Genomic DNA, 26,046 nt, shown 5'->3' on the forward strand with positions numbered 1-26,046 from the left:
AACCTGCGACATCGTCGAATTCACGTCTTAGCGCCGAGCTCCTCGCGGGCGAGGCGATTGATCACGCTGCCGTCAGCACGTCCCTTGAACTGGGAGACGACTTTCCCCATCACGGCCCCGAGATTCGCTGCGCCAGCCGCAATCACGGCCCGGACAGCATCTCGCAATTCATCCTCGCCGACTTGCGCCGGCAACCAGGCGTCCAGCGCGGCGGCTTCGGCCCGTTCTTGGGCCGCCAGCTCCGTACGTCCACCCTTTTCGTATGCCTCCACCGATTCCCGACGCCGTTTGATCGCTTTACGCAGGACATCGACGACATCGTCGTCGGTGATCTCGCGCTTCAGCGCAATGGCATGGTTCTCGATGTCGGCGAGGACCGTGCCCAGCACGAGGGTCAATCCCTTGTCCTGGGCTTTCCGCGCGCTGTTCATTGCCTCGCGCAGCCGGTCCCGCATTGCCGTCACAGCTTACGCCCGCGTACGACGGTTCTTACGCGTCGCGGCGTTCATCTTACGCTTTCGCTTCTCGCTCGGCTTTTCGTAATGCCGATGCTTGCGGAGGTCCGAAAGGATACCTGCTTTCTCGCACTTCTTTTTGAAGCGCTTGAGAGCTCTCTCGAAGTTCTCGTCGTCATGGATGATGACTTCCGACAAACTGAATCTACCCCCTTCATGGCGGTCGCGCGCCGGCTTTGAGGACTGTTTTTGGTAGCCTAGTAAGTTATTCCTGAGCAGGCGGTTATAGCAAGGGGAGCCCCCATATCGCTACTATTATGGCAGAGCCTTCCCCATGCAGCCGCCCCTCCACGAACCCTCCGTCTTTCACGACCCCAGCGGCAAACGCTGGCGGGCGATTCGCCGCGCCACCCTGATCGCTGGGGTGCTCTCGACGCTCGTCGCGCTCGGGGTGGCGGTGTTATTCGTGATTCCGCAGACACTACCTCAGCTCACCGACGCATCAAAGAAGATTGGCGCCGCACCCAGCGCGGCCGCCCGGCTCGCCGACCCGAAGCTTGCGGCCCGCCAGCACGCCGCGCACCAGCGGCTCATGGCGGCGCTCGCGCAGAACCCCGCCCCAACCGCCACACGCCCCGAGTCGCTGCGCGTGGAGAAAAACCGCGTCTCAGAAAAACCCGTCGTGCGCGCCGCAAATGCCAATGTGGACCGACCCAAGATTGTTGGCGGGTTCTTTGTCAACTGGAACGACAACTCACTCGAAAGTCTCCGCGCCCACGCGCGAGATCTCGACTGGGTGATCGCCGAATGGGCCTTCACCCAATCAACGTCAGACTCCCTCAAGCTGTCGCCGAAGCCACAGGCGCTGGAAATCGTGGAGCGCCTGCCCGAAAAAGAACGGCCGCGCATTTTCGCGATGGCCAGTAATTTCGATAACGGCCTCGGTCGCTTTGATTCAACGGCGGTCATGAAGCTGCTGGCCACGCCGGAGAGCCGCGAACGCGCCGCCATTCAGCTCGTGAATTTTGCCCAGAAATACGGGCTGGCCGGCGTCGTGGTGGACTTCGAAGAAGTGCCATACCGCATGAACGAAGAGCTCTTCACGTTCATGCGATTGCTCCGAGCCGGCCTCGCCCCAGGGGGACGACTCCTCGCCGCAACCATGGCAGTGAGCGCCGACGAAGAACAGGCGCGCAAGTACGCCACGAACTGCGACTACGTGTTCCTGATGCTCTACGACGAGCACTACGGCCACGGCGATCCGGGTCCCGTCGCGAGCCAGCGATGGTTTGAGGCCAAGACGCGACAGTTCACGCAGTGGATTCCGCCAAAGCAAACGATCCTCGCGCTCGGCGCCTATGGCTATCACTGGGATGATGCCGGCGGAAAACTCAACGGCCGAGAGCTGACCTTTCAGGACGCCATCCAACTCTCACGAGAACATGGCGCGCTCATTCAGTTGGACTCCGTCTCGCTGAATCCGAGACTCAACTGGACCGACCCTGACGGCACGGACCACCTCGTCTGGTTCCTCGACGGTGTCACCGCGTTCAACCAAGCGCGGTTCGGACAGCAGCTGGGCGTCGCCGGCGCTGCGGTGTGGCGCTTAGGGAACGAGGACCCGTCCCTCTGGAACGCCATTTCCAACGACGTCCCATCGGCCTCACCGAGCAGCCTCGAGGCCATGGGGCCGGGCTACGATGTGCCGTTTCTCGGCCGCGGCGACCTACTCCGTATTGTAGCGCGCCCAACCCCCGGGCATCGGCTGGTGACGTCTGACCCGATCACGGGACGCGTCACGAGCGAGACGATTACCGAAACGCCCACGCCCTGGCTCGTGCAGCGCTTTGGCGCGTCGGACTCGATGAAAATCGCGCTCAGCTTCGACGATGGCCCCGACCCACGGTACACACCGTTTATTCTCGACACACTTCGTTCACGCGGTGTGAAAGCCACCTTCTTTGTGCTCGGCAAACAGGCCAATGAGTACCCTGCACTGCTACGACGCATCGTGCGCGAGGGGCACGAAATCGGCAATCACACGTACACGCATCCCAACCTTGCCGAAACCACGCCGCTCGTGGCACGCCTTGAGATCGTCGCGACCGGGCGGTTGATCGAAAGCATTACCGGTCGGCGCACGGCCCTCTTCCGCCCACCCTTTTTCGGCGACTCTGATCCCACGACGGCAAACGAACTCGTGCCGATTGGCATCGCCACCGACCTCGGCTATGTCACCACGGGCGTGACGCTGGACTCCAAAGACTGGCGGCTCACCAACCCTGACTCCATTCTCGCCAATACGCTCGACCTCCTCGGGTCCGGCAACGTCGTGTTGCTCCACGACTCGGGCGGCGATCGGTCGGGCACCGTGGCCATGCTCGGCGCCCTGATTGATTCGCTGAAAGCCAACGACCACCCGCTCGTGCTCGTCAGCGAACTCGCAGGAATTTCGCGAGACGTCGCCATGCCCAAGCCCGAGAGCACCACGCTCCTCGCCCGCGTCGGTGGCATGATGGGCTTCGGCGCACTCTGGCTGTTCAACTGGCTGTTGACGTGGACGTTCCTCGTGGCGATGGCGCTCGCGCTCGCGCGCCTCGTGTTTATCATTTTTACTGCGGCCCTGCAGCGTCGCTTCCATAAGTCTCCAGCACCGGGAATCTTCACGCCGCCCATCGCGATTATCGTGCCGGCGTACAACGAAGAACGCGTCATTGTACGCACGATCGAAAGTTTGCTCGCGCAGGACTACGCGGGGCCGTTCGAGATTGTCGTGGTGGACGACGGATCACCCGACCGAACATTCGAAGTGGCTCGTGACGCGTTTGCGCTGGAATCGCGCGTACGGGTGATGCGTAAAGAAAACGGCGGCAAGTCGAGCGCCTTGAATGTCGGCATCGCGCACACGCAGGCAGATATCGTCGTGTGTCTCGACGCCGACACAGAGTTCGAGGCGCACACGGTGTCAGCGCTCGTCGCCCCGCTCATCAACCCAACGATGGGCGCCGTCGCCGGCAACGCGAAGGTTGGCAACCGCGTGAACCTTGTGACGCGCTGGCAAGCGCTCGAGTACATCACGTCGCAAAACCTCGACCGGCGCGCCTTCGCCCTGCTCGACTGCATCACGGTGATCCCCGGTGCCGTTGGCGCGTGGCGCCGGAGCGCCGTGCTCGAAGCGGGCGGCTTCACCAACGACACCCTCGCCGAGGATCAGGATCTCACGATTCGCATCCGCCGGCTTGGCCACACAATTGGCTACGCGGAAGACGCGATTGCCTGGACCGAAGCACCGGACACACTCGGCGCACTCGCCAAGCAACGCTTCCGGTGGTCGTTCGGCACGTTGCAGTGTGCCTGGAAGCATCGCGATGCCCTGCTCCGCACGCGCTACGGGACGCTCGGCTGGGTGGCGCTCCCCAACACCTGGCTGTTCCAACTGCTGCTCGCCGCGCTCTCACCGCTCGCGGATCTCGTGTTTGTCTGGTCGCTGCTCAACGTGTGGCTCACGTGGCGCGTGCATGGCGAGCACTACGCGCTCACCGATCTCCGCCAGTTGATGCTCTACTACGGCGTGTTTGTGATCGTGGACTGGCTCGCGGCGCTTATTGCGTTCGTGATGGAGCCAGACGAAGAAGCCGGGCTGTCGTGGCTCATCATGCTCCAACGTTTCGTCTACCGCCAGCTTATGTACTCAGTGGTGTGGCGTAGCATCATTGCCGCCGTCAAAGGCGGTGTCGTCGGCTGGGGCAAGCTCGATCGAAAGGCCACCGTGATCCGTCCAACGACAGCGCCCTAGCGTTCGCTCGACAGCGGCGCCGTGACTCGTCAACGGCGCCCAGGACACTCGACATCGCGGCGCACAACTACTGCGCCGCACGTGTCAGGTCAGCCCGGCGGCCAGTGCATGGCGCGACCGCCCATTACGTGCATGTGGAGATGCATCACCGTCTGTCCGCCATCTCCTCCGGTGTTCATCACCGCACGCCATCCACCATCGGCAATCCCCTCAGCGGCCGCCACTTCGCGCGCCAGTACGCCCATGGCGCCGAGCACCGCGCCATCCGTTAGGGCATTCAGCGACTCCACGTGCGTGCGCGGCATGACCAGCACATGCACCGGTGCCTTGGGGTTAATGTCGCGAATCGCAATCGCGCTCGCATTCTCGGCGATGATCGTCGCGGGAATTTCGCCGCGTGCAATGCGGCAGAAGAGGCAACTCTCAGGCATCCGAACGCTCCACCGCGGCCGCGGATGATGGTTGCGCCGACACATCGAGCGCCGCGCGCACCACCGCGAGCCCGGCCACGGCTGCGGTTTCAAAACGAAGTACCGTACGTCCAAGCGTCACCGCGCGGAAACCTGACCCAACAAGCAATTGCAGTTCGGCGGATTCGAGTCCGCCCTCCGGGCCCACCACAACCGTCACCGGCACGACACCACCCTCAGGCACCGCGCGGCGCGCGTCGGTGAGCAACGCGTCGAGCACCGGGACAACAGCGGCACCACTGCCGTCGAGCACGAGCCGCACACCACCTGGCGTCGCGGCAATCGCGTTCTCCAGCGTCGCTTCCGGATACAGCTGCGGCAGCCACGCACCACGAGACTGCTCCAACGCGGATGACATGCGCGCCGTCACCTTTTGGTGGAAGACGGTGCCCTCGCCGCGCGGTGTGACCGAGCGCGAGCGCTTGAACATCACCGGACGCCAACTCGTAGCGCCGAGTTCGGCCATTTTTTCGGCGAGCCACAACATGCGGTCGCGGTCGGCAATCGGGACCACCACATGCACCGGCGGAAGCGCATCCGCGTACACCGCCGTCTCGACGTGCACCGACGCATTGCGCTTGGCCAATCGCACCAAGGTCCCGGTGCCAGAGGCACCAAGGCCATCGAGCAGTTGTACCGGCGCGCCCACATCGAGGCGCAACACGCGCATATGATGCGCCGCGTCCTCGCCGAGCGTGAGCGTCTCGCCCACCACGATCGCCTCGGGCGCGAGAAAGGTCGGCACGCTCACCCGTGCGCTCGCCGCGCAACGGTCACCGACCACCACTGCTCTTCCGCGTCCTCCGCGCGCACCACCCAGCCACCCGCATCCAATGCCGCGAGCATCATCTCGCGTTCCTCACCAAGAATGCCACTCAAGATGGCGACGCCGTCTGGGGCGAGTGACGCCGCAATGACGGGAAGCAACTCCAGCAACACCGACGAAATAATATTCGCGAGTACCACACGCACCGGCGCAAACAACGGGAGAAACACCGCGGCATCGCCCTCGAGCACCGAGACGCGCCCCACCACATGGTTGCGCACGACATTTTCTTCGGCGTTGCCAATGGCGTCGGCGTCCAGTTCGATGGCCGCGACGCGCATAGCGCCGAGCTTCGCGGCCGCAATCGAGAGCACCGCACTCCCCGCGCCAAGATCGGCCACCGTGTCGCCGGACCGGATCTCCGCCTGCATCAACCGCACGACGCCGCGCGTGGTGGGATGCTCGCCGGTACCAAAGGCCATCGCGGGCTCAATGACGATGGTCGTCGCCGGATCAAACTGATCCGCGAGCCACGGGGGCGTCACCGTGAGTGAGCCGAGCTGGTGCGAGACAATGCGCTCACGCATCATCGCCGTCCAATCGACCGGCGGCACGAGTCCGGTCTCGACGGCGGCGTCCGCATCGGCGGCACGCACGGCGACGAGAAACGGATCGATCGGTGCCGCCGGTTCCAGATGGGTCACGAGCCAATCACCATCTTCGTGCAGTCCCTGAGCGCCGGACGCGAAGAGCGCGACACTCACGGCGTCACGCAGATCAACATTTGACGGCCGGACCGCGAGACGAATCCAAGAGCCGGTCATCGGGTGCCTCGGCGACCCGTCGTACCACACGCGTTCACGCGCTGAGTGTTCACGCGCTGAGTGTTCACGCGCTGAGTGTTCACGCGCTGAGTGTTCACGCGCTGAGTGTTCACGCGCCGATCGCTTCTTTCATGCGCGCCCAAAATCCTTTTTCGCGCGTCGCCGGCGGCGCCTGCGTCACTTTGGCGAGCGCAGCGGTAAGCTGCTCTTCCGCTTCGGAGAGTTCCGACGGTGTCCACACCTGCACGCGTACATGCAGATCACCCACGCCACTCGCGTTCAGGCGCGGCAAACCCTTTCCGCGCAACACAAACACATGGCCGCTTTGTGTCCCCGCGGGCACGCGCAGCGAGTGCGGGGCATTCACGCCGGGCACTTCGATTTCAGCGCCGAGCACCACCTGCGGATAGGTGACCAACGCTTCGGTGTAGAGATCCTCCCCGTCGCGTTCAAACCGCTCGTCGTCCTGTACCTCAAAGACAACGATCACATCGCCGCGCGGTCCTCCGCGTGCACCCGAGTTCCCAACGCCGCGCATCTGCATGTACTGCCCTGTTGCGACGCCAGCCGGAATCTTCACCGGAATGGCGTGATCGCCGCGCTGACGCCCTTCACCGCGACAGTTCTTGCACGGCGACGCGATCATCACGCCCTCTCCCCCGCAGGTCGGACAGGGTGCGACGCTCACAAAATTTCCAAAGAAGCTGCGTTGCGCGCGACGCACTTCGCCGACCCCCGCACACGTCGTGCACTGCGCCGGCTTGCTGCCCGCTTCCGCACCACTCCCACTGCACCGATCGCACGGGTCTAGCAACTTCAGCTTGAGCGACTTCGTGACGCCAAGCGCCACTTCCTCAAGCGTCAGCTTGACCTCCACCTTGGTATCGGCTCCGCCACGTGGACCCGCGTGCGAACGACCGCCACCGCCGCCAGCGCCGCCGAAGAGGTCGCCCAACCCAAAGTCGCGCATGAAAATATTGAGCGCTTCGGAGAGATCGACATGGTGGTACTGCCCACCACCCGCTCCCCCAGCGCCCTTGAGCCCCGCCTCGCCGTAGCGATCGTACGCGGCGCGCTTCTGCGGATCGCGCAGCACGTCGTACGCCTCGGTGATTTCCTTGAAGCGCTCCTCTGCTTCTTTGGCACCACCGTTCCGGTCCGGGTGAAACTGCATCGCCAAGCGGCGATACGATTGTTTGATATCATCGTCCGAGGCCGATCGTTCGACGCTCAGAATGGAATAAAAATCGTTCACGCAAGCAACTCCGTAACCAACGACGACGTATGCGACACGAGCGCGATCACCTTGTCGTACGGCATACGCGTCGGCCCGATCACTCCAATCACGCCAGACAATCCGCCGGCGCGGTACTCCGCGGTCACCACCGTCAGCCCACCGGGCAACGGCGCGCCGTTCTCATTTCCAATTGTGATCTGCACACCCGCACTGGTTTGCCGATTGCGGAGCAACGAGGCCAACTCCACGCGCGTGTCTGTCAACTCGATAATGCGACGCATTCCCTCGCCGCTCGCAAACTCGGGCTTGTCCGCCAAGAAGGCGGCCTGCCCCAGCACCAACGTCTCACGATCATCGGCCGCGGGCACATCGAACAAGGAATCGCGTTCCTGCACGAAGATGTTCATCAACTCTGTGGAGGGAGCGCCCATCGTCGCATCGCGCAGCCGCTCGCCCAACGAGGAGCGAATCGCCGCCAAGCTGAGCCCACCGAGGCGTTCATTGAGCACCAACTGCACCTCGGCGACCGCATCGTCGGCAATTGCGCCGGCGACTTCAATGAAGATCGTCCGCACGGTGCCGCCACGTAACGTGAGGACGAGAATCAGCTTGGCACTCGTCAGCCGCACGATGTCGAGCTTCTCGAGTATCGTCTCTTCGAGCCGCGGTCCGAGGGCGACGCCCAACTCTTGCGTGAGCACCCCGAGACTTTGTGCCGCGCGTCGCAAGATCGATTCGATGGCGGAACCACCCGCGAGAATCTCCTGCTGCAATCGGTCACGGTGCACACGGTCAAACGCGGGCAGGCGCATCAGTTCGTCCACGTACAGCCGATAGGCCTTTTCCGTGGGAACGCGCCCTGCTGATGTATGCGGATGGAAGAGATAGCCCTTCTCTTCCAGATCACTCATGGTGTTGCGGATCGTGGCCGGCGACACACCCAGCCCGAACCGGCGCGAGATGGTGCGCGAGCCACTTGGCTCCGCTGTCTCCACATAAGAGCGGATAACCGCCTCAAGCACTTGGCGTTCGCGATCGTTTAGCTCTTGAGACGTCATAAGTCTAATGATACTAACGACTTCGGGCCGCAGTCAAGGCGGCGGCGAGCGTATCGAGCCGCAGCCAGCCCTCCGTAGTCATATAGATGTGGCCGCCTCGGCGTAACGCCCACCCCTCGCGCTCCCAAACCGCGAGCACCGCAGCATCATCGGAATGCTCCGGTAGCCCGCGCGAAGTGCGGAGTCCCAGGTAGACCTCCTCCGCCACGATCTGATCGGCGGCAAGCGTCTCTACACCCTCAATTGGGTCCGTTCCGGCGAGCGCATGTTGCAGCCAGTGGGAGTAGGCGCGGTCATTCCAGCGGCGCGAGGTGCCGTCAAAGGAGTGCGCGGAAGGCCCGATGCCGAGGTATGGCACCCGCCGCCAGTAGGCGGAGTTGTGACGGCTTTCGTGCCCCGGCAGGCCAAAATTCGACACTTCGTAATGGTCGAAACCAGCGCTCCCGAGGGTTCGAGAGGCCTCCAAAAACTCCTCAGCGTAGCGCTCGTCGGGGGCGAGCGTGACCTCCCCTCGCGCCTGCCAGCGGCCTAGGGGAGTATGCGGTTCGACGGTCAGACCGTAGAGCGAGATGTGGGTCGGATTGAGGGCGAGCGCCTGTTCAAGGTCGCTGGTCCAGTCGCGCTTGAGTTCGCCTGGGAGTGAAAAGATCAGGTCGAGCGATATATCGTTGATTCCCGCAGCTCGGAGCTTCTTGAAGGCCTGGCGCACCATTTCCGAACTGTGGCCGCGGTGCATCCATGTGAGCACGGACTGGTCGAAAGACTGGACGCCAAGGGATACCCGGTTCACGCCAGCACCGGTCATGGCGGCGATCAAGGCATCGTCGTGTAGCTCCTCTGGGTTCGCCTCAACGGTGATCTCAGCGTCTGGCGATATATCGAAGGATTGAGACCGGAGCTCACGAAAGAGGGCCGTGATTCCCGACGCTCCCAGCTTGGTGGGGGTGCCGCCGCCAATATAGAGGGTGCTCAGCGGCCCTACCGGAGCCGATTTGAGGCGAGCTGAGAGCTCAGCCGAAATGGCGCTGACGTACTCGCTGACCGGAACCTGGCTTCGGACGGCTATGGAAAAATCACAATACGAGCAGCGTCTGCTACAAAACGGGACGTGGACGTAGAGGTGGCGAGTTTCGGTCATGAGGGCATGAAAGTGTTCGGTACTCGCCAGTTGATCTACCGTGGCGCGAAGGCCCGGAACGCTAGAATCCAGCGGCTGATAATGACTTAAAGTAAATACTCAAACTATTACAGAGCAACGAATAACAGATTTTCACTAAAGTTATTTGTCGCAATACACTCAACGCCTCGAAAATCGTTTCGGCAACTTTCACCGCCCCAACTTTTCGACTCCGCCGTCGTGACCAACCGACTCCGCGCCCGACCTTGACACCAAACCGGATGTGGATAACTGCCTTTTGGCAATCATTCCAGCGTCGTTTCCATACACAAGCCCGAGCAGCTCAAGGCGACTCACAATTTCCATCGCCTGCCGAACAGACAGCCCAAGCCGATACGCCAAACCTTCCGGGCTGCTCTCCCCTTCGGCCAGCGCCTCCCATACCCTCCCCTCTTGATACCCGAGCGCAGGGCCAGCAGCAACCGGTGGAGGGAGCTCCCCAAACAGCGACAGGGCGTCCTCAACCGAGGCGATGAACTGCGCCCCGTCGCGGAGCAACAGGTTGCACCCCGCACTTCGCGGGACATCAATCGGCCCCGGAACGGCGGCAACCGTTCGCCCCAAATCGAGGGCCTGCGAGGCGGTATTGACCGCCCCTGACTTGAACGGAGCCTCTACCACGATCGTGACCTGGGCCAGCGCGGCAATGATCCGGTTCCGGCGCGGGAAGCATCCTGGGCCGGCTCGAGTCCCTGGTTCGAACTCCGACACCACCAGTCCACCGGCCACAATGGCCTCGTGGAGGGCCCGGTTACCGGCTGGATAGGGCACGTCCGCCCCTGTTCCGAGCACGGCGATCGTGGCGCCCCCAGCCTCCAGCGCGGCCCGATGGGCCGCCGAATCGATCCCCCTCGCCATCCCACTCACCACCCCAACCCCAGCCACGACAAACGCGCGCGCCAGCTCTTCGGCCACCCGCAGACCGTAGGGCGAGGCATCCCGCGTCCCCACGATCGCCACCAGTCGCTCTGGCGACCGGTCGAGCAATGCCACGTCACCAAGTGCGTAGATAGGATCCGGCGGGTGGTGCAGGTCATCCAGCGAGGCGGGATACTGCGGGGCGCCACGCCGGAGGATGATCATTGGGTCAGGGAGCGAAGGGGTCGCGGACCGTACTCGCCTGCTCGGCTTTCTTCAGATCGAGGATCTTCCGCCACCAGGCATCCTTCAGCTCGTCGAGCCCCATGCGCCCCGCACCAGACACGGAGGTCACCGAAAAGGCCCCCTCCGTCACGATCTCGGGCACATACTGCTCGCCGAACAAATCCAGCTTCGTGAATACCACGCAGTGCGGTTTGGCCGCCAGTTCCGCCGAATACTGGTGAATCTCATTCCGAAGCTGGTCGTACTCCGCCTGCACATCCATGGCATCAATGGGAATCAGGAAGGCCAGCACCCGCGTGCGCTCAATGTGCCGCAGGAACTGTAGCCCGAGCCCCTTCCCCTCATGCGCCCCTTCAATAATTCCGGGGATGTCCGCGACCACAAAGGTGCGGCGATCGCTCAACTGCACGACGCCCAAATTTGGCGACAGCGTGGTAAACGGATAATCGGCGATTTTGGGGCGCGCCGCCGAGATGACCGAGAGCAGCGTCGATTTGCCCGCGTTGGGCTGCCCAACCAATCCAATGTCGGCAATCAGCTTGAGCTCAAGCTCCAGCATGCGGAGCTGTCCTTCCTCACCCGGCTGCCACTCGCGCGGCGACTGATGCGTTGCGGTTGCGAAGAACGAATTGCCCTTGCCCCCGCGCCCGCCCTTGGCCACCACCACTTCATCGCCGTTCAGGAGAATCTCGCCGATGATCTCGCCGGTCTCCGTGTCTTTGATAATCGTGCCGGGCGGCACAGGCAGCACGACGGATTCACCAGAGCGCCCCGTCTTGTTGGCGCCCATACCGTGCTCGCCACGTTCGGCTTCCCAATGGTCGCGGTACTTGTAGTCGAGCAGTGTGGCGAGGTTGTGATCACCGCGCACGATGACGTCACCGCCGTGGCCGCCTTCGCCACCATCGGGACCGCCCATGGGCTCTCGCCACTCTCGGCGGAACGAGGTACAACCGGAGCCGCCGGTACCGGCGGTCACACGTACTACGACGCGATCAATGAACATTGAACTAAAGCTAGCGGGAAACCTTCGCCCAGAGCAGTCGCGCACGCTGTAAATCGGATTCCGGCACCACTCCGGATAGCGCCTCCAGGGCCTCGCCGACCACCGATTTGGCCACGCCAGCGTGCCGAGCGCCGTGTAAATGGGAGTGCAACTGGCGATCTTGGCCCGCCGCGGCACAGGCCGCGACAATGCACAGCTCGCGTCGCCCTAAATCGAGCGCGGGGCGTGAAAGCACTTTGCCGTACCCCTCGACGATCATCCACTCGTCGAGCGCCGGGTGCAGGGCGCGGATGTTTTCTCTCAATTTCTCGTAAAACGGCCCGTAGACAGTGCCACAGGTTTCCTCTCCGGCAAGCCGCCACTGGTACGTCTCCGCGTAGCTGGCGTCGGACTCCGGCGCGACCACACCACTTAGGCGTCGCCACTCGCGCGCGGCGTTGAGCGTGCGAGGGAATCCGGCAAATAAGTAGGACTGCAGAATCAACTCTTCAACCCACACCACGGGAACGCCCCCATCGAGGCAAGCGGACAGTGCGGACCGCGTGTCCTCCTCTGGGCGGGCGGCAATGCAGGCCGCCAGCCGGACGAGCAAACGGGTGTGCGGATCGAACGACGGGAGTATTGCGTCCTGCTGGCTCGGGAGCGCCATCGAAACATTCCGGGTGTGGGCGGGTTACTGCAGGAGTAGGCTGGACGTCTAGTGCAAAGAGGGCGAATCCGGCAGCGACGTGCGCATCAAGCTACCATTCATAGCTGGTGCAATGGCGCGACCCCCTTCAAAGTGGCCTCCCCTGAGTCCGCCGAGACCGCCGATGCCAGAACGCCTGAGAGGAATATGAACGTCAAGAACGCGATCGTCGTATCGTTGCTCGCCCTCGCCGCCTGCGGGAAGGACAAGGCGGCCGGCGATGAGGCGTCCGCGCAAATGACGCCCGAAAAGTATCGCCAACAGCAGCAAAAGTTTGCTGATTCGGTGATGCAGGCGGTCAAATCGCCCAAGGATATCGCCGACAAGCTTGGCAAGGGCTTCGAATCCGCGCCGGCTCGCCTGCGCGACACCCTTTCGGCCTTGGCTCGCGGCACCAACTGCTTCCCCTCTGGCCGAAAGGTTGATCCCTACCTCGCCGGTACCGTCACGGTCACGCTCAACATGAGCGTCGTCGGGACGGACGTGATGTATGTGCAGGAGAGCAGCTGGACGTCGGCCGCCGGCAATATTGTCGATGCCTGTCTCAATGAGGCAGCGCGCGGCTGGAAGCTGAACTCGGGTTTTGGCGCCCCCTCGCGCTACGTGACGCAGTTCCAGTTCAAGCAGGTGCCGCCGGGCACGGGCGGGTTGTCGGATGGCGCCTCCGCGGCCGCTCCGGCAGCTCCTGCCAGCGCGTCGCCTCGCACTTCGACGCGCGCCTCGACAAAGCGCTAGGCTCGCCACACGCCGGTCGGCGCGCTTCGGATCTGCTCGGACGCGCCACGACCTAATAAACGCCGCCTGCTTCAGGCGGCGTTTGTGCTATTGGTGGGCCGCACCTGACCCACAATCTCGCCTCGCGTATTCCTGATAGGCTTGGCCACCCAATCGGCGAGCTTCCCCTCAATCACGTCGGGGAGAATGCCGAGTAGTTGCAGCAGGTGGATGACCGCCACGTGCTGCGCACGTTGCGCACCGTCTTCCACTTTGATCGCGGCGCCGATGCCGAGGTCTGGAATCGCGATGGAGTGCACGCCTTCTGCCCCAACCTTGGTAATCACGCGTCCTTCGGTCTCGCGAATCATGACCGTGTCAAACCGATCGGTGCCGCCCACGAGATGCGGGTGCGCCACCATCGCGCGCATCGTTCGAGTCGGCAGTTCGTCGCCCGCGACCGCGGCGCGGCCCCAGCGTGCATAGCTGAGCGCCATGCGTTCGAGTGGCAATGCCATCACGGTGACCCCGCAGCCATCCACGGCGATTGGCATATCATCCACCGCCACACCAGACCAACTCGAGACTTCAGAGAGACAGTCACGTTGTACCTGATGGTCGGCGCGTTCGTAGCCGCGCGTCGTCCAGCCCATGGTGTGGGCGCGCGCGAGCATCGCCGAGTGCTTGCCGGAACAGTTGTTGTGAAGTCGCGTGAGTGGACGGCCGCTTTCGCGGGCGAGTCGGGCGCCGCGCGCGGAGAGCGGTTCGTGTGGCCCACAGGCGAGATCGCCTTCTTCGAGCCCGATCGACTGCAGCATTCGTGCGGCCACGGTGAGATGTTCCGGCTCACCACCATGTGACGCGCAGGCGAGCGCGAGCTCTTCGGTGCCCCATTGCAGTCGATCAAACCCACCGGACGCGAGTAACGGCATCACCTGAAACATCTTCGAGCACGATCGCCACATCGACACGAGTTCGTGGTCGCGCGCGACCGCAATGAGTTGGTCGTCGGGGCCAATCACGGCGCCGTGCACACGATGGAGCGACTCAACCGTGTCGCCGCGCGTGATCTCGACGTCGAGATTGAGCAGGCGGCGCGCGGTCATCCTATGCGACGCCGAGGTGATCGTCGAACGCGGCGAGCAGCTCACTCTGCGTCACCGTGGCAGCACCGAGTTTGGCGACCTCGACGCCGGCCGCGAAGTTCGCAATGATGCTCGCCTCGAGTGGCGTCGCACCACAGGCGAGCATGACAGCGAGCCACGCCGTGACCGTATCACCAGCGCCAACGACGTCGTACACTTCGCGTGCCGTGGTGGGGATGCGATGAATGCTCGGCGAACGGCTGGTGCCCTTTTCGATGAGTGCCATGCCACGTTCGCTCAGCGTGAGCAACAGCGCGCTCACGCCGAGCCGGTCGACGAGCGCCGGGAGCGTGTCGGGGTGTTCGAGGTCCACGGCCGCGCCCATCGCGTCTTCGAGTTCGCGCAAATTCGGCTTGAACACGGTCGCGCCGGTGTAGGCGAAGAAGTTGCGGAACTTGGGATCCACGACCACGGGAATCCCGCGTGCAGCGGCGCAGCGAAGCGCGTGCGCGATGACGACTGGCACGAGCACGCCCTTGTTATAATCCTCGAGCACCAGCGCCGACGCGCTCCCAACCGCTCGCTCAACGACGCGCAGCAACTCCTGCACCGCCGCGTCGCTGTGATCTTCGTCTACTTCTTCGTCCACACGCACCACTTGCTGCGCCCGTGCAACGACGCGTGTCTTGGTGGTCGTCGGTCGGTCCACGCTCACGAGTCCGCGCGGATCACTCCCAATAGCGCCAAGCATGTCGCGCAGTTGGGTCGCGCTGGCGTCCGTACCGACGGTGGCGACGAGTTCAACGGCGGATGCGATCGCGGCCACATTCTGCGCGACATTCGCGGCGCCGCCCAAGGCGTAGCGACGCTCGCGAACGCGCACCACTGGCACCGGCGCTTCAGGCGAGATGCGGGTGACATCGCCGCGCAGGTACACATCGAGCATCGCATCGCCTACAACCGCGACGCGTTGGGCGGCGGCTTTGGCGAGCAGTGCTACGAGGCGCGGGCGCGGAATCGAATGGGTGGTCACGGTTACAAGTTACTGCTGAGGTTCGGCTGGTTGGAAGCGCACCCCCGGCGCGGCTGGTGGCGGGTGGGGACTCTTCGCCCGCCGATCGTGCCGTTCGGCTTGACGCCCCCGCTCCCGTTGTTTCCTTTGTAACCCATGTCGCCTCATCGTGCTCCGCCGGTCGCCCCCGTCCTCGTCTTGGCATCTGCCGCGGTCGGGATTTCCGTTTCCGGCCCCTTGGTGCGCCTGTCGCACGCGGCTCCGCTGGCGATCGCGGTCTGGCGCCTCGGATTCTCGCTGGTGGTGATCGCCGCGTTTCTCGTCTACACGGGCACGTGGCGCCAGTACCGTCGCTTGACGCGCGGCGATGTGGGCGCGGCCCTAGCCGCCGGCGGGGTGCTAGCGCTTCACTTTTGGAGCTGGATCTCGTCCATCAGCATGACCTCGGTGGCCGCGAGTGTGGTGCTCGTGAACATGAGCCCGGCGATGGTCGCGATCGGATCGGCGCTCTGGCTCCATGAGCGACCGACGGGGCGGCAGGTCATTGGCATTTCGGTGGCGCTTGCGGGCGCGGTCGTTCTTGCCTGGGGCGACCTGCGCGGGTCGTCCGCGTCCGCGAGCGCCCTGCTAGGCTCCCGCGCCCTCCTCGGAGACGTCTTGGCGCTCCTTGGCGCCATCACGGTCTCGGGGTACCTCTTGTTTGGCCGGCGGCTGCGCCAGAAGCTGGATCTCTGGCCGTATGTGGGGCTCGTCTACGGCGCGTGCTTTGTTTGCGTGTGCGTGCTTGCTGTCCTGACAGGCGCGCCGGTGCTGGGCCAGCCACCGCGCGAGCTGGCGATTTTCGGTGCGATGGCGTTTGGCCCCATGCTGCTGGGCCACACCGGATTCAACTGGGCGCTCCGCTATGTGCCCGCGTACGTCGTAAGCCTCGTGGCGCTAACGGAACCCGTGGGCGCCACCATGCTCGCCGCGCTCATTCCGGGGATTGCAGAGGTGCCGTCCGTCTACACATTCGCGGGCGGCGGGATCATTCTGACCGGCATTTTGATGACATCGCTTCGGGCGCCGGCGCGCACCGACGATCGTGCCCCGTAGCCGGATTAAACGCTTGCCAGTGCGCAGGCGGCGGCTAAACTATTATTGTGGGTAGTGTACGGGCCCTTAGCTCAGCGGTTAGAGCAGCGAACTCATAATTCGAAGTGCGATGGTTCGAATCCATCAGGGCCCACTTGGAAAGCGACCGTCAGCCGATTATCGTTCTCAGGCGTTGTACGGGCGCGTAGCTCAGCTGGTTAGAGCGCTGCTTTCACACAGCAGAGGTCCGGGGTTCGAGTCCCTGCGCGCCCATAGCATAACACCCCGTCGCTGACCGGCGCCGGGGTGTTTTTTGCGTGTGGGAGCGTGTGCGGTGGACGTCGGCGCCCCTATCCGTCCACGACCGTGATGCCCTCGCGCTCCACGCGCCCCCGAAGCGCGGCATCGAGCCGAGCGGTGAGGAGCACGTCGCCCGTTTCTTCATCGTGCATGGACTGGATCACTTCCGCGTTGCGGTGCACGTCGGCAATGAGCTTGCCATTCCCCGCCGGGATTCTCACGTGGGCCACCGGCGTGCGGGCGCGTGCCGCCGCCCGAAGTGCCTCAGTCAACTCGGCAATGTCCGTGGCGCCGCGAGCCGTCACGAACACGGAGTTCGGCAACAGATTCGCAATCCGGGCGCGCAGCGCCTCGGCCATTTCGGGCGCCAGACGATCCATCTTATTGAACACGTGGAGGACGGGCGTCTCCGCAACACCAATGTCGGCTAGCACCTCGTCCACCACCACCCGCTGCTCCTCCCATGACGGGTGGCTCGCATCAATCACATGCAACAGCAGATCGGCTTCGCGCGTCTCCTCAAGCGTCGCACGAAAGCTGGCGACGAGTTGGTGTGGCAATTTGCGCACGAATCCGACGGTGTCGGTGACAAGCGTTTTCTGCCGTTCGCCGATATCGACTTCGCGCGTCAGCGGGTCGAGTGTGGCGAACAAGCGATCCTCAATAAAGACATCCGCAGCGCCCGAGAGCGATTTGAGAATCGAACTCTTCCCCGCATTGGTGTACCCAACCAGCGCGGCCCGAAACTCTGACTTGCGCCCTTGCCGCTGCACCTCGCGCGACTTCTTCACTTCTTCGAGTCGCTCTTGGAGCACCTTGATGCGATGTCCCACCATGCGGCGGTCGGACTCCAACTGCGTTTCGCCGGGACCACGAACACCGATGCCACCGCGAAACTTTTCGAGGTGGGTCCACATGCGCGTCAGACGCGGGAGCGAGTATTCGAGCTGCGCGAGTTCAACTTGCATCTTCGCCTCAGCACTGCGTGCGCGCACGGCGAAGATATCGAGAATCAGTTCGGCACGGTCGATGACCCGCTTATTGAGCTCCAACTCAAGATTCTTGGCCTGTGCCGGGCTCAGTTCATCGTCGAAGATGACCAGCGTTGCTTCTTTTTCGGACATCATCAGCTTGAGCTCGTCGAGCTTCCCCTTCCCGATGTAAGTCGAAGAATCCGGCCGGTCGAGCTGTTGCGTGAGGGTGCCCACGACGGTGGCGCCCGCCGTATCCGTGAGGCGTGCGAGCTCCTCCAGATGCTCATCCATCAAGTGCCGCGCATTGGTCCGCTTCAGCGGCGCGCCAACCAAGATGGCGCGTTCCACGGTCGTATCGAGCGAGATCATTTCGCGTGACATATTACCGCCTGAGGGAATCGAATCGTCCCTTGCTCTCGTAGGGTCTGGTGACATCGCCCGCCGGAGTGGCCACCGTGACTTGGCCGACGACGCGGTAATCAACACTCCCGGAACGCGTCAGTATGGCCGCGGCGCCGAGCATCTGCTGGAAGGTGAAACTCACGGGGAGTGTGACGTCGGTTTTGGCGTGCTCGGTGAGCGTCACCAGCTTGTCGATCGTGCCCATCGCGACCTGATTCGTGTCCACAAACAAGTGATACGACACACGGCGCGCGTCGAGCCGATACGCATTCGGATTGTACACACTGAGAATCAGGTCCAGCGATCCACCCGTCGCACCCATCCCTTTGAAACGCACATCCTTGAGCTCCACAACGGGCGTCGCAAACGCGGCACGTCCGAACGAGGCGCACCCACCAACCGTCGCCGCTATCACCGCCAGCGTCACCATCCAGACACGAGCCTTCACTCAGCCTCCCCAACAGTTCCGGTTTCGTCCCCTGATTCAGCGCGACGCTTCAACTCCGCCCACCACTCGAGCCGCTTGGCAACGTCCTTTTCAAAACCAAACGACGAGGGAGTGTAGAAGTTTTCCTTCGCCACCTCGTCCGGTAGGTAGTCTTGTGGAATGTACGCCTCGGGCACGTTGTGCGCGTATTGATACCCCGCACCGTAGCCGAGGTCCTTCATCAAGCTCGTCGGCGCGTTGCGGATGTGTTTGGGCACGGGAGCTGCCGGTGTGCGCCGCGCCGCCGCCTGCGCCGCTTGCCAGGCCGTGTACACGCGATTGCTCTTGGGCGCCGACGCTAAATACACCGCAGCCTCCGCAAGCGCTAACTCTCCTTCAGGTGCGCCGAGGAAGTGGTACGCATCGCGCGCGGCGATGGCAATCTGCAATGCGCGTGGATCGGCGAGGCCAATATCCTCGCTTGCGAACCGCACCGTGCGGCGCGCGATGTACATTCCATCCTCGCCGCCATCAATCATGCGCGCGAGCCAATACAAGGCGCCGTTGGGATCACTGCCGCGCAGTGCCTTGTGATACGCGCTGATGAGATTGAAGTGCTCTTCCCCGCTCTTGTCGTAATGCGCAGCACGCCACTGCAAGGCCTCGCGCACCTCGCGTGCGCCAAGTCGACGCGGCACGACCGCTGCGTCATCCGCAACCGCCGCAACCGCCGCAACCGCCGCAACCGCCGCAGCCGCCGAAGCCGCCGGACGCGCGAGTAGTTTGGACGCCGCTTCGAGTACCGTCAGCGACCTCCGCGCATCCCCGTCGCTCTCGTCGGCGAGCATCTGCAGCGCGTCTGCGTCGATCTCGATCGGCGCATCGCCTAAGCCGCGATCAACGTCTGTGAGCGCACGGTGCACGACCTGCTTGATGTCATCTGCCGTCAGCGACTCCAGCACATACACGCGCAGGCGACTGAGCAAGGCGCCGTTGAGCTCGAAGCTCGGGTTTTCCGTGGTCGCGCCGATGAGCGTGACCGTCCCCGCCTCAACATGCGGCAACAGCGCGTCCTGCTGCCCGCGATTGAACCGATGGATCTCGTCAATGAACAAGATCGTGCGCGTCCCCATGGCGAGACGCCTCTCAGCATCCGCCATAATTTCGCGGAGGCGCGGAATACCTTCCGTGACGGCGGAGAACGGGATGAACTCTCCCTTGGCATAGCGCGCAATCAGCCGCGCGAGCGTCGTCTTTCCCGTACCGGGCGGTCCCCAAAAGAGGATGGAACCCGTGTCGCCGCGCTCAATGCTCTCCCGCAAGGCGCGCCCTGCCTCGAGCAGATGCGGCTGTCCGGCGACCTCGTCGAGCGTGCGCGGCCGCATCCGCGCCGCCAACGGCGCACGACCCGCGTTCTGCTCGAAAACACTAGGCTGCGTGGGCTCCGCTCGCTTCGGCGGCACGTCAGCGGCCTCGCCGTGATGTTTCGCGCGCGACCCAGGCGCGAAGCATTTCGCGGAATGTCGCGACCGAAAAACGTTCGGCGCTCCGGCGGCAGTCGTCGGGCGCGATTTCGGGTTGCAACGCCTCAAAAGCGTCCAACGCCCCCCGCAGCCCTGCCTCACTCTGCTCCGCAAAGAACACGCCGCTCGTCCCCGCACCGCCGGGAGGAACCACCGTTTCGAGCGCCCCACCACGACCATACGCAATAACGGGCGTGCCGCACGACTGCGCTTCCACCGGCGCAATCCCAAAATCCTCCTCGGCGGCAAAGATAAAAGCCCGTGCACGCCGCAGATGATCGCGCACGACCTCACGCGGCTGCCTGCCGAGGAGCGTGACGTTTGGACCCGACGCCGCGCGCACCTTCTCCCAGTCCGGCCCATCACCGATGATGACGAGCTTTCGGTTTCCGCCCGCAAACGCGCGAGCAATGAGATCGACGCGCTTGTACGGCACAAACCGCGAGGCCGTCACATAGAACTCCTCGCGCGCGTCGTCCGTCGGCGTGAAGAACTCCGTGTCCACGGGCGGATAGATGATCTCGCTCGGCCGTGCATATGCACGCAGAACCCGATCGGCAATGAAGCGACTAATCGCGGCAAACGACGTGATGCGGGACGACGTGGCGAGGTCCCAGCGCCGCATTCGTTCCAGCACAAACCGAGCCGTCCCGCCGACGATTCCGCGATCGAGACCAGCCTCCTCCAGATACTGCTCGCGCAAATCCCACGCGTAGCGCATTGGCGAGAGGCAGAGCGAGAGATGCGGTGTTCCCGGCTCAACCCGAACACCGTTGGCGACCGCGTGCGAAATCGAAAGCACGGCATCGAAACCGGTGGTGTTGAGCGAACGTGCCGCCAACGGCATGAGCGGGAGCCACCGCCGGTACGACTTCGCAATACCGGGCACGTGCTGCAGCCAACTCGTACGCGCGGCCGGCAATGCTAGCGCTGTGCGTTCGGCCTCGGGCATATGATCAATCAGCGCAAAGAGCGTTGCGCTTGGGAACAGCTGAAAGGCTTCTCGTAACACGAGTTCCGCCCCGCCTGGCTGCACGAGCCAGTCGTGTACGATGGCGATTTTCAGCGGCCGATCAGCCACGAACCACCGCTCGCGCCATCAAGTACACCGCACACCCAACGAAGAACGCGATGTTGTGGCGCCAGCCCGGCTTCCCCTGAAACTCTGGGATCAGGTTGGACGCTCCCACATACAGCGTGACGCCAGCGGACAACGCGAGACCGTACTCCGCCAAAGGCGCAACGACATTCGTGGCGATCACACCAGCCACCGTCGCCGCGCCAAGGAGCGCGCCTGCCCCAAGCGCCGAGCGCCGCGATCCACCGGCGGCCACAAACAGCGAGGAAATCGCGAGCCCCTCCGGCAGTTTGTGCAGGAAAATCGCGCCGAACACAAACGCGCCGAGTTGTGCGCTCACCGCAAACGCGCTCGCGATGGCGACGCCATCAACGAACGTGTGCAAGAGCAGCCCAACGAGAGCGGTCCGACTCACGCGTTCCGACACCGCGTGCGTTTCCTCGCCAAAATGGAAATGGCGCACCAACGCGTGCTGCGTGAGGTGCACCAGCACAAAGCCGGCGAGCATCACGATCGCGGCCCGCTCCCCGCCCCGAGCAATCGCCTCGGGAACAATGTCAGCGAGCGCGACCGCAATCAAAAACCCTGCCGACAGCGCGATCATCAACTCGAGCGCCGCACGACTCCAGTTCGGACGCGAGACCACCACGGCCGCTCCGGCCACGTTCGCGAGCGCCGCAAATACCGCGAGCAGTATGGGGAGCGCGCTCACGCGACCCTCCGCATACGCCCAATCGTGCGCGCCCGCAACACCACCTTCGGAACTCGGACCGTCATCACGCATCCACCTCATGCAGAGTCAAACGCTGCGCGGCAGACGTCACCGCACCAACCATTTCCGGAGCACCACAAAACTCCTCTCGCCGGATCGTCCAGCCTCGTGCCGGGAGATCGGCGCGTTCTTCCACACCACTCCCCTGCAACAAATACAGCCACCGATCCGTCCGCGCATACACCCATACGTCGAGCATCGCCGACAGCGACAGTTGCTCGTCATCGCGGTACACCGAGAGTTCGACGCCGGCACTCGCCACGAGCGGAACGGTCATGCGGGCCACTGCGTCGCGCACCTCTGACCGCTCCAGCCCTTCTCCGACAAATCGCCGCCCGCTCCGCACACACTCGACTGAGAAATCCACCACTGGTGGCATCTGTTCAATCAGCGCGGCATACAAATCGGTCGCGCGCTCCCGTGACGCGCGCACCTCAGCCACGTACATCGCGCCCTCGCGTCGAAACGCAAAGGCGTCGTCGTCGCCGCCAAATCGAACAGCCGCTGGCTGTTCCGCGCCACGCGCTCGAAACAACATCAGCCGTGCAGCTCTTTTGCTTTCACGAGCAACGCGGTGCGCACATTGCGCGTCGGATCCTCGAGCACCCACACCATCAACGCCTGCAACGTCTTTCCAAGCGCAGGGCCGGGCGACACACCAACGGTGCGCAAATCATCCCCGTCCACCGCGAGGTCGGCCAACTCAACGGGGTCACGGAACGCGATCTGCACGGCGCGCTTCACGAGGGGATCAGACGCTGTCGCTCCCGTTGACTGCGAAGCGCCCTCGCGCTCCGCCTGACGGAGCGCCGCCGCCAAGGTCAGGAAGCTCTCCACGCGAGTTCTCCCCACGCGGGCAACCCAACGTCGGACCGTTGCATCGACGGGTTCCGCATCGGCGACCCACGACGCCCGGATCTCGGCACCGAGCGCAGCCCACGCGCCAGCCAGGTGCGACATCCAGGCGCCGTCAGCGTTCGAGAAGCGCAACGCCTTGGACACCGCGAGTACGTCACGCTCCGTCTCCCCAAAAAACAGCATTGCTAAGCGGCTGATCGTCGCCCCACGTCCCTCGGGAGTGGCACCGCCTCGCGGAATCAGATCCAGAGCGAGAAACCGCGCGCGCGGCACCGACGCGAGGAGCGGCACCAGCGTGGAGAGGGCCCCCGTCTCGCGCCACCACTCCAGTGCAATCGACGGTCGCTCCACCTGCTCCATGGTCTTCTCGAGCTCCTGCTTCACCCGCTCCGGCGACAAACGCCCAAGATGCGGCGCCGAGTGCTTGATGGCGTCCCACGTCGAGGGCTCAATATGAAACCCGAATCGGGAAGCAAAGCGAATGGCCCGCAACGCGCGCAATCGATCTTCGCGCATCCGCGACTCGGCGTCGCCCACCGCACGCACGAGCCCACGCTTGAGGTCGAGACGCCCTTCGAAGGGGTCGCGAATCTCTTCACTTTTCGGATGGTACGCGATGGCGTTCATCGTAAAGTCGCGACGCGCCAGATCGTCCTCGAGCGACGCCCCAAACTCAACCACGGCGTGCCGACCGTCGGTTTTCACATCTCGCCGAAACGTGGTGACCTCGTGCAACGTCCCCTGATCATCCAGTACCCCCACCGTTCCGAACTCCACACCAACAGGAACGGTGCGCTTAAAGATCTTCATGACCTCCGTCGGAGTCGCCGAAGTGGCCAAGTCCCAGTCGAGATGCGCATGACCGAGAAGCGCATCGCGCACGGCACCGCCCACGCACCACGCCTCATGGCCGGCGCGCTCGAGCCGCGCGATGATCTCGCGCACTTGGTCCGGCACCTGAAAGCGAGCGCTCACGCTGCGTCGCCCATCAACCGGGTGGCGCCCGTAATGCCGAACAGGGCGTCCGCTTTCTCTGCGATATGCTCTCCAATTGCTAGCGACGCTGTCGCCGCAGGACTCGGCGCATTGATCACGTGCAGCACTCCGGGCTCCTCGACAAAGGAAAAGTCCTCCACGAGCGAACCGTCCGCACGCATCGCTTGCGCGCGCACGCCAACAGGACCATCCGTGAGGTCCGATGCTTGCAGCTCAGGAACGAGCTTGCGCAGCGACTCCAGAAACACGGTCTTGGAATGCGACCGCCGAATCTCATGCACCGTCGTCTTGAGGTTTCGCCACACAAAACGCCAAATCGCGGGGCTGGCGAATGTCTCCGCCGCATCAACCGCACGGAAGGCACCGCGCCGATACCCCTCACGATCCAGCGCGAGAATCGCATTCGGACCGCACTCCACGCCACCGCGTGCGAGCCGCGTAAAATGCACACCGAGAAACGGAAAGCGCGGATCGGGCACCGGATATATCAAATGCCGCACAAGTTCTGGCCGCTTCAAGAGAAAATACTCACCGCGAAACGGTACGATCTGCACACCAGGTGCGTGCCCGAAGGCCCGCGCGACACGATCCGCCTGTAGCCCGGCGCAGCAGATTACGGCGTCGGCATCCTCCTCGTGCGAGCTGAACACGAGACGCCACTTCCCTGCCGCCCGACGAGCCCGCAGCAACTGCGCGGACGTCTTCACCGTCACACCAGACTGCACGAGCAAGCGCTTGAGGATCGCAACCACCCCGCCGTAGTCGATGATTCCTTCTTCAGGAACCAACACCGCGGCCTCGGCGCGCACTGCCGGTTCACGCTCTCTCGCTTCAGCGCCAGTCATCCACTGCAACCCAGTCAAACCATTCGCCTGACCGCGCGCAAATAATCCGCGCAACCGCTCCACTTCAGCGGCCGTCGTTGCCACCACGAGCTTGCCGCAATTATCAGAGGCGATCGCATGCTCGGCCGCAAACGCCTTCATCCGCCGAATGCCGCGAACCGCGAACTTCGCCTTCCACGATCCTGGCGTATAGTAGAGCCCGCAATGCATCACGCCGCTGTTGTGCGTGCTCTGGTGCGTGCCGACGTCGCTCTCTTTGTCGCAGAGCACAATCTCCGCGTGCGGCGCACGCGCCTGGAGCGCGTACGCCGCACCCAGTCCCACGAGACCGCCTCCGACGATGACGACCTTCACCCGCAGAGCACACTTCCGCCATTCACGTTCACGATTTCTCCCGTGACGTGACGGGCGCCATCGAAGCACAGGCTCACAATCGGAAATGCGATATCGTCAGCGGAGGCCACCCGCCCCACAGGGATCCCCTTCGCAATCCGCTCCTTACCACCATTCGCAAAGGGCTCGGCGCACATCTCGGTGTCCACCCAACCCGGAGCAATGCTGTTCACGGTGATGCCGAGCCCTGCAACCTCAACGGCAAGTGATTTGACAAACGAGATCATCGCTCCCTTCGAGGTTCCGTAGTCGGCGTGCATCGCCTCCCCGCGCTGTCCCGCCGTGGAGCTCACCAGCACGAGACGCCCGCCACGCTTCCCCGCCGTCATCGCTCGCACCGCGGCGCGCGACACATAGAACGTTGCGTCTACATTCTCACGCATCGTGCGCGCCCACCGCTCGTCGCTCAGCGCGCTGACCGGCACTTCCTCTACTGGCCAGATCCCCGCGGAGTGCACAACAATGTCGACGCGCCCGAATGCCGCAGTAGCCGCCGCGATGAGCGAGTCCGCGCCCGCAGCCGTTCCAAGATCGCTCGCATACGAGACGGCCTTCACGCCTGCCGCTTGGCAGTGCGCGGCCATCGCATCCGCATCGGCCGACCGGGAGTGATAGCCGATGCACACATCGGCGCCGGCGGCGGCCAGCAAGCGCGTCACCGCGCCGCCGATACCACGCGATCCACCGGTGATGACCGCGCTTTTGCCGGCCAGCGAAAATGGATTCGTCATACCGTCCCCTCTGCCAAGGCTGTTTCGTTGTCGATCAGATCACAGATCGCGTGCGAGATGCACAGCTGTATTTCCTGTGCCCGGTCCGTACGCTCCACCGGCACCACCACGCAATGGTCAACGACCGCTGCGAGCGGGCCACCGCCTTTCGCCGACAACGCGAGCGTGTGCGCGCCCTTCGCCCGCGCGGCTGCCGCCGCGCGCAGCAAGTTCGGAGACTTCCCCGACGTCGTGTGCAGAATCAACAGGTCACCCGGCCGGCAGAGCGCCTCCACCTGAAG

26 protein-coding genes and 2 tRNA genes are annotated in these 26,046 nt (G+C 63.8%); 5 read left to right on the forward strand and 23 right to left on the reverse strand.

Annotated features, from left to right (window positions below):
* Positions 1-20: 20 nt before the first annotated feature.
* Entirely contained in the window at positions 21-455 is a 435-nt protein-coding gene (locus tag NTZ43_06585; GenBank protein ID MCX5766873.1) for a GatB/YqeY domain-containing protein, read from the reverse strand.
* Between the two features lie 12 nt (positions 456-467).
* Positions 468-653, reverse strand: a complete 186-nt coding sequence (gene rpsU / locus NTZ43_06590) for a 30S ribosomal protein S21 (GenBank protein MCX5766874.1) — start codon at positions 651-653, stop codon at positions 468-470.
* A 136-nt stretch (positions 654-789) separates the two neighbouring features.
* Here rpsU and NTZ43_06595 point away from each other — a divergent pair, with 136 nt between their 5' ends.
* Positions 790-4,251 (forward strand): glycosyltransferase, encoded by a 3,462-nt coding sequence (locus tag NTZ43_06595; protein ID MCX5766875.1) that lies wholly within the window; start codon positions 790-792, stop codon positions 4,249-4,251.
* 89 nt (positions 4,252-4,340) lie between these two features.
* On the opposite strand, the gene NTZ43_06600 is transcribed toward NTZ43_06595, so the two are convergent.
* The 9 genes from NTZ43_06600 to NTZ43_06640 all read right to left on the reverse strand — a co-directional run bounded on the left by NTZ43_06600 (position 4,341) and on the right by NTZ43_06640 (position 12,542).
* Positions 4,341-4,682 carry a histidine triad nucleotide-binding protein gene (locus NTZ43_06600; protein ID MCX5766876.1) on the reverse strand — a complete coding sequence of 114 codons (342 nt, stop codon included), beginning with the start codon at positions 4,680-4,682 and terminating at the stop codon, positions 4,341-4,343.
* Positions 4,675-5,472 (reverse strand): RsmE family RNA methyltransferase, encoded by a 798-nt coding sequence (locus NTZ43_06605; protein ID MCX5766877.1) that lies wholly within the window; start codon positions 5,470-5,472, stop codon positions 4,675-4,677. The genes NTZ43_06600 and NTZ43_06605 overlap by 8 nt, the downstream gene beginning before the upstream one ends.
* Complete coding sequence (locus NTZ43_06610) at positions 5,469-6,311, reverse strand: 50S ribosomal protein L11 methyltransferase (protein MCX5766878.1); 843 nt, start codon at positions 6,309-6,311, stop codon at positions 5,469-5,471. The genes NTZ43_06605 and NTZ43_06610 overlap by 4 nt, the downstream gene beginning before the upstream one ends.
* 109 nt (positions 6,312-6,420) lie before the next feature.
* Entirely contained in the window at positions 6,421-7,566 is a 1,146-nt protein-coding gene (dnaJ, locus tag NTZ43_06615; GenBank protein ID MCX5766879.1) for a molecular chaperone DnaJ, read from the reverse strand.
* Positions 7,563-8,606 (reverse strand): heat-inducible transcriptional repressor HrcA, encoded by a 1,044-nt coding sequence (hrcA, locus tag NTZ43_06620; GenBank protein MCX5766880.1) that lies wholly within the window; start codon positions 8,604-8,606, stop codon positions 7,563-7,565. Before hrcA ends, dnaJ begins: the two co-directional genes overlap by 4 nt.
* A 13-nt stretch (positions 8,607-8,619) precedes the next feature.
* Positions 8,620-9,744 (reverse strand): radical SAM family heme chaperone HemW, encoded by a 1,125-nt coding sequence (gene hemW / locus NTZ43_06625; protein MCX5766881.1) that lies wholly within the window; start codon positions 9,742-9,744, stop codon positions 8,620-8,622.
* Between the two features lie 189 nt (positions 9,745-9,933).
* Positions 9,934-10,866, reverse strand: a complete 933-nt coding sequence (gene dprA / locus NTZ43_06630; GenBank protein MCX5766882.1) for a DNA-processing protein DprA — start codon at positions 10,864-10,866, stop codon at positions 9,934-9,936.
* Positions 10,867-10,870: 4 nt separating this feature from the next.
* A complete protein-coding gene (gene obgE, locus NTZ43_06635; GenBank protein ID MCX5766883.1) occupies positions 10,871-11,893 on the reverse strand; it encodes a GTPase ObgE in 1,023 nt (340 codons plus the stop codon).
* A 10-nt stretch (positions 11,894-11,903) separates the two neighbouring features.
* On the reverse strand, positions 11,904-12,542 hold the full coding sequence (locus NTZ43_06640) for a carboxymuconolactone decarboxylase family protein (protein MCX5766884.1): 639 nt from the start codon (positions 12,540-12,542) through the stop codon (positions 11,904-11,906).
* 186 nt (positions 12,543-12,728) lie between these two features.
* Here NTZ43_06640 and NTZ43_06645 point away from each other — a divergent pair, with 186 nt between their 5' ends.
* Positions 12,729-13,316, forward strand: coding sequence for a hypothetical protein (locus NTZ43_06645; protein MCX5766885.1), 588 nt, complete (start codon positions 12,729-12,731; stop codon positions 13,314-13,316).
* A 71-nt stretch (positions 13,317-13,387) separates the two neighbouring features.
* Here NTZ43_06645 and NTZ43_06650 read toward each other — a convergent pair whose 3' ends face one another.
* A complete protein-coding gene (locus tag NTZ43_06650) occupies positions 13,388-14,401 on the reverse strand; it encodes an asparaginase (protein ID MCX5766886.1) in 1,014 nt (337 codons plus the stop codon).
* 1 nt (position 14,402) lies between these two features.
* Entirely contained in the window at positions 14,403-15,413 is a 1,011-nt protein-coding gene (locus NTZ43_06655) for a bifunctional ADP-heptose synthase (protein ID MCX5766887.1), read from the reverse strand.
* Positions 15,414-15,548: 135 nt separating this feature from the next.
* Here NTZ43_06655 and NTZ43_06660 point away from each other — a divergent pair, with 135 nt between their 5' ends.
* The 3 genes from NTZ43_06660 (at position 15,549) to NTZ43_06670 (ending at position 16,739) form a co-directional block, all read left to right on the forward strand.
* Entirely contained in the window at positions 15,549-16,487 is a 939-nt protein-coding gene (locus NTZ43_06660; GenBank protein MCX5766888.1) for a DMT family transporter, read from the forward strand.
* A 60-nt stretch (positions 16,488-16,547) separates the two neighbouring features.
* A tRNA-Ile gene (locus NTZ43_06665) sits at positions 16,548-16,620 on the forward strand.
* A gap of 45 nt (positions 16,621-16,665) precedes the next feature.
* Positions 16,666-16,739, forward strand: a tRNA-Val gene (locus tag NTZ43_06670).
* Between the two features lie 77 nt (positions 16,740-16,816).
* On the opposite strand, the gene hflX is transcribed toward NTZ43_06670, so the two are convergent.
* The 10 genes from hflX to NTZ43_06720 all read right to left on the reverse strand — a co-directional run bounded on the left by hflX (position 16,817) and on the right by NTZ43_06720 (position 26,040).
* Positions 16,817-18,121, reverse strand: a complete 1,305-nt coding sequence (gene hflX / locus NTZ43_06675; GenBank protein ID MCX5766889.1) for a GTPase HflX — start codon at positions 18,119-18,121, stop codon at positions 16,817-16,819.
* A gap of 1 nt (position 18,122) precedes the next feature.
* The gene (locus tag NTZ43_06680) at positions 18,123-18,590 is read right to left on the reverse strand and encodes an LEA type 2 family protein (protein MCX5766890.1); all 468 of its coding nucleotides are present in this window, start codon (positions 18,588-18,590) and stop codon (positions 18,123-18,125) included.
* On the reverse strand, positions 18,587-19,954 hold the full coding sequence (locus tag NTZ43_06685; protein MCX5766891.1) for a replication-associated recombination protein A: 1,368 nt from the start codon (positions 19,952-19,954) through the stop codon (positions 18,587-18,589). Before NTZ43_06685 ends, NTZ43_06680 begins: the two co-directional genes overlap by 4 nt.
* 79 nt (positions 19,955-20,033) lie before the next feature.
* Entirely contained in the window at positions 20,034-21,173 is a 1,140-nt protein-coding gene (locus tag NTZ43_06690; GenBank protein MCX5766892.1) for a glycosyltransferase, read from the reverse strand.
* Positions 21,166-21,882 carry a ZIP family metal transporter gene (locus NTZ43_06695; GenBank protein MCX5766893.1) on the reverse strand — a complete coding sequence of 239 codons (717 nt, stop codon included), beginning with the start codon at positions 21,880-21,882 and terminating at the stop codon, positions 21,166-21,168. Before NTZ43_06695 ends, NTZ43_06690 begins: the two co-directional genes overlap by 8 nt.
* Before the next feature lie 64 nt (positions 21,883-21,946).
* A complete protein-coding gene (locus NTZ43_06700) occupies positions 21,947-22,480 on the reverse strand; it encodes a hypothetical protein (protein MCX5766894.1) in 534 nt (177 codons plus the stop codon).
* Positions 22,480-23,775 (reverse strand): CCA tRNA nucleotidyltransferase, encoded by a 1,296-nt coding sequence (locus NTZ43_06705; protein ID MCX5766895.1) that lies wholly within the window; start codon positions 23,773-23,775, stop codon positions 22,480-22,482. Before NTZ43_06705 ends, NTZ43_06700 begins: the two co-directional genes overlap by 1 nt.
* Positions 23,772-24,995 (reverse strand): L-2-hydroxyglutarate oxidase, encoded by a 1,224-nt coding sequence (gene lhgO / locus NTZ43_06710; GenBank protein MCX5766896.1) that lies wholly within the window; start codon positions 24,993-24,995, stop codon positions 23,772-23,774. The genes NTZ43_06705 and lhgO overlap by 4 nt, the downstream gene beginning before the upstream one ends.
* On the reverse strand, positions 24,992-25,765 hold the full coding sequence (locus NTZ43_06715) for an SDR family NAD(P)-dependent oxidoreductase (GenBank protein ID MCX5766897.1): 774 nt from the start codon (positions 25,763-25,765) through the stop codon (positions 24,992-24,994). The genes lhgO and NTZ43_06715 overlap by 4 nt, the downstream gene beginning before the upstream one ends.
* The gene (locus NTZ43_06720; GenBank protein MCX5766898.1) at positions 25,762-26,040 is read right to left on the reverse strand and encodes an SIS domain-containing protein; all 279 of its coding nucleotides are present in this window, start codon (positions 26,038-26,040) and stop codon (positions 25,762-25,764) included. The genes NTZ43_06715 and NTZ43_06720 overlap by 4 nt, the downstream gene beginning before the upstream one ends.
* Positions 26,041-26,046 lie beyond the last annotated feature (6 nt).

This window comes from Gemmatimonadota bacterium (assembly GCA_026387915.1).
In the GTDB taxonomy this organism is placed as follows: Bacteria; Gemmatimonadota; Gemmatimonadetes; order Gemmatimonadales; family Gemmatimonadaceae; genus Fen-1231.

Bases quoted from the DNA above. Each gene is read 5' to 3' on its own strand.
- NTZ43_06585 (MCX5766873.1), bottom strand. From the start codon at position 455: ATGCGGGACCGGCTGCGCGAGGCAATGAACAGCGCGCGGAAAGCCCAG.
- NTZ43_06595 (MCX5766875.1), top strand. From the start codon at position 790: ATGCAGCCGCCCCTCCACGAACCCTCCGTCTTTCACGACCCCAGCGGC.
- NTZ43_06600 (MCX5766876.1), bottom strand. From the start codon at position 4,682: ATGCCTGAGAGTTGCCTCTTCTGCCGCATTGCACGCGGCGAAATTCCC.
- NTZ43_06610 (MCX5766878.1), bottom strand. From the start codon at position 6,311: ATGACCGGCTCTTGGATTCGTCTCGCGGTCCGGCCGTCAAATGTTGAT.
- hrcA (MCX5766880.1), bottom strand. From the start codon at position 8,606: ATGACGTCTCAAGAGCTAAACGATCGCGAACGCCAAGTGCTTGAGGCG.
- hemW (MCX5766881.1), bottom strand. From the start codon at position 9,744: ATGACCGAAACTCGCCACCTCTACGTCCACGTCCCGTTTTGTAGCAGA.
- dprA (MCX5766882.1), bottom strand. From the start codon at position 10,866: ATGATCATCCTCCGGCGTGGCGCCCCGCAGTATCCCGCCTCGCTGGAT.
- obgE (MCX5766883.1), bottom strand. From the start codon at position 11,893: ATGTTCATTGATCGCGTCGTAGTACGTGTGACCGCCGGTACCGGCGGC.
- NTZ43_06640 (MCX5766884.1), bottom strand. From the start codon at position 12,542: ATGGCGCTCCCGAGCCAGCAGGACGCAATACTCCCGTCGTTCGATCCG.
- NTZ43_06645 (MCX5766885.1), top strand. From the start codon at position 12,729: ATGAACGTCAAGAACGCGATCGTCGTATCGTTGCTCGCCCTCGCCGCC.
- NTZ43_06650 (MCX5766886.1), bottom strand. From the start codon at position 14,401: ATGACCGCGCGCCGCCTGCTCAATCTCGACGTCGAGATCACGCGCGGC.
- NTZ43_06660 (MCX5766888.1), top strand. From the start codon at position 15,549: ATGTCGCCTCATCGTGCTCCGCCGGTCGCCCCCGTCCTCGTCTTGGCA.
- hflX (MCX5766889.1), bottom strand. From the start codon at position 18,121: ATGTCACGCGAAATGATCTCGCTCGATACGACCGTGGAACGCGCCATC.
- NTZ43_06685 (MCX5766891.1), bottom strand. From the start codon at position 19,954: ATGCGGCCGCGCACGCTCGACGAGGTCGCCGGACAGCCGCATCTGCTC.
- NTZ43_06700 (MCX5766894.1), bottom strand. From the start codon at position 22,480: ATGTTGTTTCGAGCGCGTGGCGCGGAACAGCCAGCGGCTGTTCGATTT.
- NTZ43_06715 (MCX5766897.1), bottom strand. From the start codon at position 25,765: ATGACGAATCCATTTTCGCTGGCCGGCAAAAGCGCGGTCATCACCGGT.